The organism is Citrobacter sp. KH_055_1, from assembly GCF_057838705.1.
Map to the genome: position 1 here is coordinate 260,256 of NZ_CM174473.1, position 12,263 is coordinate 272,518.

A 12,263-nucleotide genomic window follows, 5' to 3' on the forward strand; every position below is an offset into this window, starting at 1 on the left:
TGATGTCACATTTTGTGCGTAATGTATACACAGTACGACATGGAACTTGTGGATAAAATCACTGTCTGATAAAAGATTGAATGATATTCTCGTTGCTCATAAGCTCTGGCATGGTTGTTGCTGTCGATTTTTCAACGCGCCAGATGATATAGATTGAGAGGATTTGAATGACCAAAGAAATGCAAAATTTAGCTTTAGCCCCTGTTGGTAACCTGGAATCTTACATCCGGGCTGCAAACGCGTGGCCGATGTTGTCGGCTGACGAGGAGCGGGCACTGGCTGAAAAGCTGCATTACCAGGGCGATCTGGAAGCAGCTAAAACGCTGATCCTGTCTCACCTGCGCTTTGTTGTTCATGTTGCTCGTAACTACGCGGGCTATGGCCTGCCGCAGGCGGATCTGATTCAGGAAGGTAATATCGGCCTGATGAAAGCCGTGCGCCGTTTCAACCCGGAAGTGGGTGTGCGCCTGGTGTCTTTCGCCGTGCACTGGATCAAAGCAGAGATCCACGAATACGTTCTGCGTAACTGGCGTATCGTTAAAGTCGCGACCACCAAAGCACAGCGTAAGCTGTTCTTTAACCTGCGTAAAACTAAGCAGCGTCTGGGCTGGTTTAACCAGGATGAAGTTGAAATGGTCGCTCGCGAGCTGGGGGTTTCCAGCAAAGACGTCCGCGAAATGGAATCCCGTATGGCGGCGCAGGACATGACGTTTGACATGTCTTCGGACGACGAGTCCGACAGCCAGCCGATGGCTCCGGTGCTTTATCTGCAGGACAAATCGTCTAACTTTGCTGACGGCATTGAAGACGATAACTGGGAAGAGCAGGCGGCGAACAAATTGACTTACGCGATGGAAGGTCTGGACGAACGTAGCCAGGACATCATCCGTGCCCGTTGGCTCGACGAAGACAACAAGTCGACGTTGCAGGAGCTGGCCGATCGCTACGGTGTTTCCGCTGAACGTGTGCGTCAGCTTGAAAAGAACGCCATGAAAAAACTCCGCGCGGCAATCGAAGCGTAATTTTCGCGAATTGCCAATGAACCCTCGAATGTGAATTCGGGGGTTTTGTTTTTTGTAGGCCGGATAAGGTGTTTACGCTGCCATCCGGCAACACGTTTGCCTGATGGCGCTTCGCTTATCGGGCAAACGGGCCTTTCCTCCCCTCCCACCGACACGAATCTGTTATCTGGATGTAAAATTAGCTATTCCAAAATAATAAAAATCGGGTATGTTTTAGCAGAGTATGCTGCTAAAGCACGGGTAGCTATCCAATAATCGAAATAAAGTGCTGAACAACAACATCACAACACACGTAATAACCACAATAATGGGGATTGTCAGGATGAATATGAAGGGTAAAGCGTTATTGGCAGGATGTATCGCCCTGTCTTTGAGCAATATGGCCTTTGCTAAGGATATTAAAGTTGCCGTCGTCGGCGCGATGTCGGGTCCGGTGGCGCAGTATGGCGACCAGGAGTTTACCGGTGCAGAACAGGCGATTGCAGACATTAACGCCAAAGGCGGCGTGAAGGGTGACAAGCTGGTCGTGGTGAAATACGACGATGCCTGTGACCCGAAACAGGCGGTAGCGGTTGCCAACAAAGTGGTTAACGACGGGATTAAATACGTTATCGGTCACCTGTGCTCGTCTTCTACTCAGCCCGCGTCAGATATCTATGAAGATGAAGGCATTCTGATGATCACCCCGGCGGCAACCGCGCCGGAACTGACCGCGCGTGGCTATAATCTGGTGATGCGTACCACTGGCCTGGACTCTGATCAGGGGCCAACCGCCGCGAAATATATTGTTGAAAAAGTGAAGCCGAAACGCATTGCCATCGTTCACGACAAGCAGCAGTACGGTGAAGGTCTGGCGCGCTCTGTGCAAGACAACCTGAAGAAAGCGAATGCTGATGTGGTGTTCTTTGACGGTATCACCGCCGGTGAGAAAGACTTCTCCACCCTGGTGGCGCGTCTGAAGAAAGATAACATCGACTTTGTTTACTACGGTGGCTACCACCCGGAAATGGGGCAGATCCTGCGTCAGGCGCGTGCTGCTGGCCTGAAAACCCAGTTTATGGGACCAGAAGGGGTGGCGAACGTGTCGCTGTCTAACATCGCCGGTGAATCTGCGGAAGGCTTACTGGTGACCAAGCCGAAGAACTATGATCAGGTTCCGGCGAACAAACCGATCGTGGATGCCATCAAGGCCAAGAAACAGGATCCAAGCGGCGCGTTTGTGTGGACCACCTACGCTGCGCTGCAATCATTGCAGGCTGGTCTGAACCATTCCGACGATCCGGCTGAAATTGCTAAATACCTGAAAGCAAACTCTGTTGAAACCGTGATGGGGCCGCTGTCATGGGATGCGAAGGGTGACCTGAAAGGCTTCGAGTTCGGCGTGTTTGATTGGCATGCTAACGGTACGGCTACAGACGCTAAGTGAGTAACTGCCCGGTGGCGCTTTGCTTACCGGGCCTACAACGAGCACTTCATAGGCCGGATAAGCGTCAGCGCCATCCGGCTTTTTTATTACCGTTTCTCCCAGCCATCCGCCTGTGCGCTAAACCCTAATGCCTGCATAAATGCGGCCATCACGCCGCGATCTTCCACGCCTACATCTGCCATCCACCATGAACTCACGTCAGGGTTTTCGCGGATCACTTCTTCGATCAAATACTGCCCGACGCCGCGACGGCGGGTGATTTCGCGTATGCGTAAGGAATCCAGCGCGCCTTGCGTACCGCTCAGGGTGACGCGTACTGCGCCTAACAGGCGCTCATTAAACCGCGCAGCATAGATCCGGTGAGCGTCATCGACGCGTAGAGATGAGGCGGAATATTCCGGCCAGATTTTGCCCAGATCAATGTTGTCCTGAGCACTAAAGTTTTCTAAACGAATGATGGTCAGCTTCATTGACAGCGTGTCCAAATCACAAAAGATGAAATCAGTGTACCGAAATAATTCCCCCGGACGCTTTCTCTTTTTTATGTGAATAACCAGGTGATTAATTTTATAACAACGATAATTACAGTTTGAAACATTAGGCATTGAAAAACAGGCAGGATATTACCCTGGGATGCAGCATTTTATTCCGCTCTTTGTGCCATTATTTTATGCTGACAAACGTGCTTTTTTTTGTTTATCTATAGTGAAAATCAGAATATTATCTTTTCTTAATCGACTGAAAAATAGAGATTTTAGCGATAATTTGCTTAAAAAACTGTGCTAAACCATTAATCAGACTGGTAAAAATAGTACAGTTCAAAAAAAGCACAGTCTGCTTTTTAACCATATAAATACAAAATAAATACACAACATCACGAATGGGGATTCAGGAATGAAAAGGAATGCGAAGACAATCATCGCAGGGGTAATCGCACTGGCAATGTCGCACACGGCTATGGCGGAGGAGATCAAAGTCGCTGTGGTCGGGGCAATGTCAGGTCCGGTCGCGCAGTGGGGCGATATGGAATTCAATGGCGCGCGTCAGGCGATTAAAGATATTAATGCCAAAGGTGGCATCAAAGGCGACAAGCTGGTGGGCGTGGAATATGACGACGCCTGCGATCCAAAACAGGCGGTGGCCGTGGCGAATAAAATCGTTAACGACGGCATTCAGTATGTGATTGGTCACCTGTGCTCATCGTCGACTCAACCTGCATCCGACATCTACGAAGATGAAGGCATCCTGATGATTTCCCCGGGTGCCACCAACCCGGAACTGACGCAGCGCGGCTACGCGCACATCATGCGTACGGCCGGTCTGGACTCCTCTCAGGGACCCACCGCGGCGAAATATATTCTTGAGACGGTTAAGCCTCAGCGTATTGCCATCCTCCATGATAAGCAGCAGTACGGTGAAGGACTGGCGCGCTCGGTACAAGACAGCCTGAAAGCGGGCAAAGCCAATATCGTCTTCTTTGATGGGATCACTGCCGGAGAAAAAGATTTTTCTGCGCTGATTGCCCGTCTGAAGAAAGAAAACATCGACTTCGTTTATTACGGTGGCTACTACCCGGAAATGGGACAAATGCTGCGTCAGGCGCGCTCTGTGGGCCTGAAAACGCAGTTTATGGGACCAGAAGGCGTGGGTAATGCGTCACTGTCCAACATCGCGGGCGAGGCAGGCGAAGGCATGCTGGTGACCATGCCAAAACGCTATGACCAGGATCCGGCGAATAAGGCTATCGTCGATGCGCTCAAAGCGGACAAGAAAGATCCGACCGGACCATATGTGTGGATCACCTACGCCGCTGTGCAGTCGCTGGCAACCGCTTTGGATCGCAGCGGCAGCAAAGAACCGCTGGATCTGGTGAAAGATTTAAAAGCACACGGGGCTGATACCGTGATTGGGCCGCTGAATTGGGATGAAAAAGGCGATCTAAAGGGATTTGAGTTTGGTGTCTTCCAGTGGCACGCCGACGGGTCGTCCTCGGTAGCCAAATAATTATCCCACCGCCCGGTGATGCCGGGCGGGTATGAAAAGGTTTGCATATGTCCGAGCAGTTCCTCTATTTCTTACAGCAGATGTTTAACGGCGTCACGCTGGGAAGCACCTACGCGCTGATCGCTATCGGTTACACGATGGTGTACGGCATTATCGGCATGATCAACTTCGCCCACGGCGAGGTGTATATGATCGGCAGCTATGTCTCCTTTATGATCATCGCTGCGCTAATGATGATGGGTATTGATACCAGCTGGCTGCTGGTAGCGGCCGGATTCGTCGGCGCTATCGTGATTGCCAGCGCCTACGGCTGGAGTATTGAACGCGTGGCATACCGGCCCGTGCGCAGCTCCAAGCGCCTGATTGCGCTGATTTCCGCTATCGGGATGTCCATCTTCCTGCAAAACTACGTCAGCCTGACCGAAGGCTCGCGCGACGTGGCGCTGCCCAGCCTGTTTAACGGCCAGTGGACCATCGGCAGTAGCGAAAACTTCTCTGCCTCCATTACGACCATGCAGGCGGTTATCTGGGTTGTGACCTTTGTAGCCATGCTGGCGCTGACGATTTTCATCCGCTACTCGCGTATGGGCCGTGCGTGTCGCGCCTGTGCAGAAGATCTGAAAATGGCCAGCCTGCTCGGTATTAACACTGACCGCGTGATTGCGCTGACTTTTGTGATCGGTGCGGCGATGGCGGCAGTGGCGGGCGTGCTGCTCGGTCAATTCTACGGCGTTATCAACCCGTATATCGGCTTTATGGCCGGGATGAAAGCCTTTACCGCCGCCGTACTGGGTGGCATCGGTAGCATCCCTGGGGCGATGATTGGCGGTCTGATTCTGGGTGTAGCGGAAGCGCTTTCCTCTGCGTATCTGAGTACGGAATACAAAGACGTGGTGTCGTTTGCACTGCTGATTATCGTGCTGCTGGTGATGCCGACCGGTATTCTGGGTCGCCCGGAGGTAGAGAAAGTATGAAACCAATGCACGTTGCGATGGCGCTGCTCTCTGCCGCCATGTTTTTCATCCTCGCGGGCGTCTTTATGGGCGTTCAGTTAGAGCTGGATGGCACCAAGCTGGTCGTTGATGTCGCCAGTGATATTCGCTGGCAGTGGGTGTTTATCGGCACCGGAGTCGTTTTTCTGTTCCAGCTGCTGCGCCCGGCTTTCCAGCACAGCATGAAGCGAGTTTCCGGCCCGAAGTTTATTCTGCCGGCGATTGACGGCTCCACCGTCAAACAAAAACTGTTCCTGGTGGCGCTGCTGGTGATTGCCGTAGCGTGGCCGTTTATGGTCTCACGCGGCACGGTCGATATCGCCACGCTGACGATGATCTATATCATCCTCGGTCTGGGCTTAAACGTAGTGGTGGGGCTTTCTGGTCTGCTGGTGCTGGGCTACGGGGGTTTTTATGCTATCGGTGCTTACACCTTCGCGTTGTTGAACCACTATTACGGTCTCGGTTTCTGGACCTGCCTGCCGCTGGCAGGCCTGGTCTCTGCGGCAGCGGGTTTCCTGCTCGGCTTCCCGGTACTGCGTCTGCGCGGTGACTATCTGGCGATTGTGACCTTAGGTTTTGGTGAGATCGTCCGTATTCTGTTACTGAACAATACTGAAGTGACCGGTGGCCCGAACGGCATCAGCCAGATCCCGAAACCGACTCTCTTCGGTCTCGAGTTCAGCCGTAGCGCCCGCGAAGGCGGCTGGGATACCTTCAGCAACTTCTTCGGCGTGAAGTATGACCCGTCTGACCGTGTGATTTTCCTCTATCTGGTGGCGTTGCTGCTGGTGGTTTTCTCACTGTTCGTCATTAACCGTCTGCTGCGTATGCCGCTGGGCCGCGCGTGGGAAGCCTTGCGTGAAGATGAAATCGCCTGCCGCTCGCTGGGTTTAAACCCAACACGTATCAAGCTGACCGCCTTTACCATCAGTGCCGCGTTTGCCGGCTTTGCCGGCACGCTGTTTGCTGCGCGTCAGGGCTTCGTTAGTCCGGAGTCTTTCACTTTTGCTGAATCGGCCTTCGTACTGGCGATTGTAGTCCTCGGTGGCATGGGGTCGCAGTTTGCGGTGATCCTGGCGGCCATCCTGCTGGTGGTGTCACGCGAACTGATGCGTGATTTCAATGAATACAGCATGTTGATGCTCGGTGGTTTGATGGTACTGATGATGATCTGGCGCCCACAGGGGCTTCTGCCGATGACCCGTCCACAGTTGAAGTTGAAAAACGGGCAAGCGAAAGAAGGGGAGCAGGCATGAGTCAGCCATTATTATCCGTGAACGGCCTGATGATGCGCTTCGGCGGTCTGCTGGCGGTCAACAACGTTGAACTGGAACTGAGGCCGCAGGAAATTGTCTCGTTAATCGGGCCAAACGGTGCGGGTAAAACCACGGTTTTCAACTGTCTGACCGGTTTTTACAAGCCGACGGGGGGGACGATCAAGCTGCGCGATCAGCATCTGGAAGGGCTGCCGGGCCAGCAAATTGCCCGCATGGGCGTGGTGCGCACCTTCCAGCACGTGCGTCTGTTCCGCGAGATGACGGTGATTGAAAACCTGCTGGTGGCGCAACACCAACAGCTGAAAACCGGTGTCTTCTCCGGATTGCTGAAAACCCCGTCTTTCCGTCGTGCCCAGAGCGAAGCACTGGACCGTGCTGCCACCTGGCTTGAGCGTATCGGTCTGCTGGAACACGCCAACCGTCAGGCCAGTAACCTGGCCTATGGTGACCAGCGTCGTCTGGAGATTGCTCGTTGCATGGTGACCCAGCCGGAAATCCTGATGCTCGACGAACCTGCCGCGGGGCTCAACCCGAAAGAGACTAAAGAGCTGGATGAGCTGATTGCTGAGCTGCGTAATCATCACAACACTTCAATCTTGTTGATTGAACATGACATGAAGCTGGTGATGGGGATTTCAGACCGTATCTACGTGGTGAACCAGGGCACGCCGCTGGCAAACGGGACGCCGGAACAGATTCGTAATAACCCGGATGTCATCCGCGCCTATTTAGGTGAAGCATAATGGGGGCGAGCCAAAAGATGGATAAAGCGATGTTAACGTTTGACAAGGTGAACGCCCACTACGGAAAGATCCAGGCGCTGCACGACGTCAGTCTGTATATCAATCAGGGTGAGATCGTGACGTTAATCGGTGCCAACGGTGCGGGTAAAACCACGCTGCTCGGCACATTGTGCGGCGATCCGCGAGCGACCAGCGGGCGCATTGTTTTTGATGGTAAAGACATCACCGACTGGCAGACGGCGAAAATCATGCGTGAAGCGGTGGCGATTGTCCCGGAAGGGCGTCGCGTGTTTTCGCGCATGACGGTGGAAGAGAACCTGGCAATGGGTGGCTTCTTTGTTGAACGCAACCAGTTTCAGGAACGTATCAAGTGGGTGTATGACCTGTTCCCACGCCTGCATGAGCGTCGTATTCAGCGGGCGGGCACCATGTCCGGCGGTGAACAGCAGATGCTGGCGATTGGCCGCGCGCTGATGAGCCAGCCACGCCTGCTGCTGCTTGATGAACCATCTCTGGGGCTGGCGCCGATTATCATCCAGCAGATCTTTAACACCATCGAACAGCTGCGTGAGCAGGGGATGACCATCTTCCTCGTCGAGCAGAACGCCAATCAGGCGCTGAAGCTCGCCGATCGCGGCTACGTGCTGGAAAACGGTCATGTGGTTCTGGAGGACACCGGCGATGCGCTGCTGGCCAACGAAGCGGTGCGCAGCGCCTATCTGGGCGGGTAATATTCCTTGAAATAGACCAGGGGCCGATGCGGCCCCTTTTTATTGCTCCATGTTATTATTGAGAATAATTATCAATAATAAAATGAACACGGAGAAAGGATGCGACGTTCTGGCACCTGCATGGTTATTGGAAGTCTGTTTTTGGCGCTCTCATCCAGCGCTCAGGCATTGAAGCCGCAAACGTTCGACCCGCGCGATCCCGCTATCTGGGAAGAAAAAACCACCAATCCGTTAGCACAATCCAACTCGCCCTGCGAAGTATTCACCAGCTCGGTGTGCCCGAGTTGGGAAGATGAAAAATCGGATATCCAGCGTGAGCGTGAGCGGCGGGAGCAGCAGCGTTTACAGAATGAGTACGAACGACGCTGGCGTAGAGATTAAGGCCGGCAACGCTGTTGCTTGCCGTTACGCCAGTTGCGCTGCTGTATTCCTCTGTGGGAGTACTCCAGCAGGTCGATCTGCGCAATCTGCCGGTGGAAGTCTGTGGTCGCGTGGTTTATCCCATCTCTTCGCTGAAACTTCCTGCGTTACGGGGAAAACGCATCATTAACGCCCAGTCACGCCAACTCAAGTTTCTGGAAAGCCTGGTGGCGATATCTCCGGAAGAAAACATCCATGGTATGCAGATCCTGGGTTTGGCGCTGGAATTTACTTTCGCGCAATCTTCCTGATTTTACTGGACTGATAAAATCCCTCCGTAGGCCGGGTAAGACATCACCACTACCCGGCTTTGTTGTGCACCACCCCGCATTTTCCTGTCACTACGCCTTCACTGCCTTGCCATCTCTCTGTCGCCTTACTATCTTTTTTTTGTAATAAAAAAGTTATTTTTCTGTCATTCGAGCATGTCATGTTACCCCCGCGAGCATAAAACGCGTGATATCGCGCATCCGGCACAACAAGAGAGATAACCGATGAAATCGTTACGACATACAGCTTTAGGACTGGCAATCAGCCTGGCATTTGCAGGTCAGGCACTGGCCGTCACCACTATCCCGTTCTGGCATTCAATGGAAGGCGAACTGGGTAAAGAAGTTGATTCACTGGCGCAACGTTTTAATGAATCCAATCCCGACTACAAAATCGTTCCGCAGTACAAAGGCAACTATGAGCAGAGCCTGAGCGCGGGGATCGCCGCATTCCGTACCGGTAACGCGCCTGCTCTGCTGCAGGTTTACGAAGTCGGGACGGCAACCATGATGGCCTCAAAGGCAATTAAGCCGGTCTATGAAGTGTTCAAAGAGGCCGGAATTAACTTTGATGAGTCTCAGTTTGTGCCGACGGTTTCCGGTTATTACACCGACTCTAAAACCGGACATTTGCTCTCCCAGCCGTTTAACAGCTCCACCCCGGTGCTGTACTACAACAAAGATGCCTTCAAAAAAGCCGGTTTAGACCCTGAACAGCCGCCAAAAACCTGGCAGGACCTGGCGGAGTACACCGCGAAGTTGAAGGCTGCAGGCATGAAGTGCGGCTATGCCAGCGGCTGGCAGGGGTGGATCCAGATTGAAAACTTTAGTGCCTGGAACGGTTTGCCGGTCGCCACTAAAAACAATGGTTTTGACGGTACCGATGCGGTGCTGGAGTTTAATAAGCCGGAGCAGGTGAAACATATTGCACTGCTGCAAGAGCTAAACAAGAAGGGTGATTTCAGCTACTTCGGGCGCAAAGATGAATCCACCGAGAAGTTTTACAGCGGTGACTGTGCGATTACCACTGCTTCTTCCGGCTCTCTGGCCGACATCCGTCACTATGCGAAATTCAACTATGGCGTCGGTATGATGCCGTACGATGCCGACGTGAAAGGTGCCCCGCAGAACGCGATTATCGGCGGTGCGAGCCTGTGGGTGATGCAGGGTAAAGACAAAGAAACCTACGCTGGCGTGGCGCAGTTCCTTAACTTCCTGGCGAAGCCTGAAATTGCGGCTGAATGGCACCAGAAAACGGGCTATCTGCCGATCACCACCGCCGCCTACGATCTGACTCGCGAACAGGGCTTCTATGACAAGAACCCGGGGGCGGATACCGCCACGCGTCAGATGCTGAACAAGCCACCGTTGCCGTTCACCAAAGGACTGCGCTTGGGCAATATGCCGCAGATCCGCACCATCGTGGATGAGGAACTGGAAAGCGTCTGGACCGGTAAGAAAACCCCACAGCAAGCGTTGGATACCGCCGTTGAGCGCGGCAACCAGTTACTGCGTCGCTTCGAGCAGTCGACCAAATCTTAAGTGTATAAGTGCCTGATGGCGCTGCGCTTATCAGGCCTACAGCGTTTGTAGGCCGGATAAGGTGCTTGCACCGCCATCCGGCACCTTCCAGGAAAAGAACTGTCATGTCCTCATCCCGACCGGTGTTCCGCTCGCGCTGGCTACCCTATTTATTGGTGGCCCCGCAGCTGGCTATCACCCTTATTTTCTTTATCTGGCCTGCGGGTGAAGCGCTGTGGTATTCGCTACAAAGCGTCGATCCATTTGGTTTTTCCAGCCAGTTCGTGGGGCTGGATAATTTTGTCGCGCTGTTTCATGACCCGTACTACCTTGATTCGTTCTGGACCACCATCAAGTTCAGTACGTTAGTCACGGTAAGCGGTCTGCTGGTGTCGCTGTTTTTTGCCGCGCTGGTGAATTACGTGGTGCGCGGCAGCCGTTTCTACCAGACGCTGATGCTGCTGCCTTACGCGGTGGCCCCTGCCGTCGCTGCGGTGCTGTGGATCTTTCTGTTTAATCCAGGGCGCGGGTTGATTACGCATTTTCTCGGTGAGTTTGGCTATGACTGGAATCATGCGCAAAACAGCGGTCAGGCCATGTTCCTCGTGGTATTTGCCTCAGTCTGGAAGCAGATTAGTTACAACTTCCTGTTCTTCTTTGCCGCATTACAGTCTATTCCTCGCTCGCTGATAGAAGCCGCCGCGATTGACGGTGCGGGTCCAATCCGGCGCTTCTTCAAGCTGGCGTTGCCGCTGATTGCCCCGGTGAGTTTTTTCCTGCTGGTGGTGAATCTGGTGTACGCCTTCTTTGACACCTTCCCGGTGATTGATGCCGCCACGGCGGGCGGACCGGTGCAGGCGACGACCACGCTGATTTATAAGATCTACCGTGAAGGATTTGTCGGGCTGGATCTGGCGTCTTCCGCTGCACAATCGGTAGTGCTGATGTTCCTCGTTATTATTTTGACCGTGGTGCAGTTCCGCTATGTGGAAAGTAAGGTGCGTTACCAATGATTGAGAACCGTCGCTGGCTGACAATATTCAGCCACACCCTGCTGATTCTGGGGATCATGGTGATCCTGTTCCCGCTGTACGTTGCGTTTGTGGCGGCGACGCTGGACAACCAGGCGGTATATGACACGCCGATGACGCTGATCCCCGGAACCCATCTGCTGGATAACATGCACACCATCTGGGTCAACGGGGTGGGCGTAAACAGCGCACCATTCTGGTTGATGATGCTCAACAGTTTCATCATGGCGTTCAGCATTACGCTGGGGAAAATCACGGTGTCGATGCTCTCCGCATTCGCCATCGTCTGGTTTCGCTTTCCGCTGCGTAACCTGTTCTTCTGGATGATTTTTATTACGTTGATGCTGCCGGTGGAGGTGCGAATTTTCCCGACGGTAGAGGTGATCGCCAACCTGAAAATGCTCGACAGCTACGCAGGTCTGACGCTGCCGCTGATGGCATCCGCCACCGCGACATTCCTGTTCCGCCAGTTCTTTATGACCCTGCCAGATGAACTGGTGGAAGCGGCGCGTATTGACGGCGCATCACCGATGCGTTTTTTCCGCGACATCGTGCTGCCGTTGTCAAAAACCAATCTGGCGGCGCTGTTCGTCATCACCTTTATTTACGGCTGGAACCAGTATCTGTGGCCGTTGTTGATTATTACCGACGTGAACCTGGGCACGGCGGTGGCGGGTATCAAAGGCATGATCGCCACCGGTGAAGGTACGACGCAGTGGAACCACGTGATGGCAGCTATGCTGCTAACGCTTATCCCTCCGGTAATCATCGTGTTAGCCATGCAGCGCGCGTTTGTGCGTGGCCTGGTCGATAGTGAGAAATAA

Annotated in this window: 12 protein-coding genes and 1 pseudogene; 12 read left to right on the plus strand and 1 reads right to left on the minus strand. The window is 53.4% G+C overall.

Annotation, left to right across the window (positions count from 1 at the left end):
• Window positions 1-167 precede the first annotated feature (167 nt).
• A complete protein-coding gene (gene rpoH, locus AC3ITF_RS01270; RefSeq protein ID WP_096759226.1) occupies window positions 168-1,022 on the plus strand; it encodes an RNA polymerase sigma factor RpoH in 855 nt (284 codons plus the stop codon).
• Window positions 1,023-1,344: 322 nt separating this feature from the next.
• Window positions 1,345-2,448: a branched-chain amino acid ABC transporter substrate-binding protein gene (locus tag AC3ITF_RS01275; protein WP_138140553.1), complete on the plus strand. Its 1,104-nt coding sequence runs from the start codon at window positions 1,345-1,347 to the stop codon at window positions 2,446-2,448.
• An 86-nt stretch (window positions 2,449-2,534) separates the two neighbouring features.
• Here AC3ITF_RS01275 and panM read toward each other — a convergent pair whose 3' ends face one another.
• On the minus strand, window positions 2,535-2,918 hold the full coding sequence (gene panM / locus AC3ITF_RS01280; protein ID WP_174361258.1) for an aspartate 1-decarboxylase autocleavage activator PanM: 384 nt from the start codon (window positions 2,916-2,918) through the stop codon (window positions 2,535-2,537).
• 424 nt (window positions 2,919-3,342) lie between these two features.
• Here panM and livK point away from each other — a divergent pair, with 424 nt between their 5' ends.
• From livK to ugpE, 10 genes and pseudogenes are all read left to right on the plus strand, one after another.
• Window positions 3,343-4,452 (plus strand): high-affinity branched-chain amino acid ABC transporter substrate-binding protein LivK, encoded by a 1,110-nt coding sequence (livK, locus tag AC3ITF_RS01285; RefSeq protein WP_115257271.1) that lies wholly within the window; start codon window positions 3,343-3,345, stop codon window positions 4,450-4,452.
• A gap of 47 nt (window positions 4,453-4,499) precedes the next feature.
• On the plus strand, window positions 4,500-5,426 hold the full coding sequence (livH, locus tag AC3ITF_RS01290) for a high-affinity branched-chain amino acid ABC transporter permease LivH (RefSeq protein ID WP_096759229.1): 927 nt from the start codon (window positions 4,500-4,502) through the stop codon (window positions 5,424-5,426).
• Window positions 5,423-6,703, plus strand: a complete 1,281-nt coding sequence (gene livM / locus AC3ITF_RS01295; RefSeq protein WP_096759230.1) for a branched chain amino acid ABC transporter permease LivM — start codon at window positions 5,423-5,425, stop codon at window positions 6,701-6,703. Before livH ends, livM begins: the two co-directional genes overlap by 4 nt.
• Window positions 6,700-7,467, plus strand: coding sequence for a high-affinity branched-chain amino acid ABC transporter ATP-binding protein LivG (gene livG / locus AC3ITF_RS01300; protein ID WP_096759231.1), 768 nt, complete (start codon window positions 6,700-6,702; stop codon window positions 7,465-7,467). Before livM ends, livG begins: the two co-directional genes overlap by 4 nt.
• Before the next feature lie 17 nt (window positions 7,468-7,484).
• The gene (gene livF / locus AC3ITF_RS01305) at window positions 7,485-8,198 is read left to right on the plus strand and encodes a high-affinity branched-chain amino acid ABC transporter ATP-binding protein LivF (RefSeq protein ID WP_146718205.1); all 714 of its coding nucleotides are present in this window, start codon (window positions 7,485-7,487) and stop codon (window positions 8,196-8,198) included.
• Between the two features lie 99 nt (window positions 8,199-8,297).
• A complete protein-coding gene (locus AC3ITF_RS01310) occupies window positions 8,298-8,579 on the plus strand; it encodes a hypothetical protein (RefSeq protein WP_489176085.1) in 282 nt (93 codons plus the stop codon).
• A gap of 20 nt (window positions 8,580-8,599) precedes the next feature.
• Window positions 8,600-8,869 (plus strand): annotated as a pseudogene (locus tag AC3ITF_RS01315) (dTDP-glucose pyrophosphorylase); the annotation flags it as partial.
• Between the two features lie 243 nt (window positions 8,870-9,112).
• Window positions 9,113-10,429, plus strand: a complete 1,317-nt coding sequence (ugpB, locus tag AC3ITF_RS01320; RefSeq protein ID WP_096759233.1) for a sn-glycerol-3-phosphate ABC transporter substrate-binding protein UgpB — start codon at window positions 9,113-9,115, stop codon at window positions 10,427-10,429.
• A 104-nt stretch (window positions 10,430-10,533) separates the two neighbouring features.
• Window positions 10,534-11,421: a sn-glycerol-3-phosphate ABC transporter permease UgpA gene (gene ugpA, locus AC3ITF_RS01325; RefSeq protein ID WP_096759234.1), complete on the plus strand. Its 888-nt coding sequence runs from the start codon at window positions 10,534-10,536 to the stop codon at window positions 11,419-11,421.
• Window positions 11,418-12,263, plus strand: a complete 846-nt coding sequence (ugpE, locus tag AC3ITF_RS01330) for a sn-glycerol-3-phosphate ABC transporter permease UgpE (protein WP_174361255.1) — start codon at window positions 11,418-11,420, stop codon at window positions 12,261-12,263. Before ugpA ends, ugpE begins: the two co-directional genes overlap by 4 nt.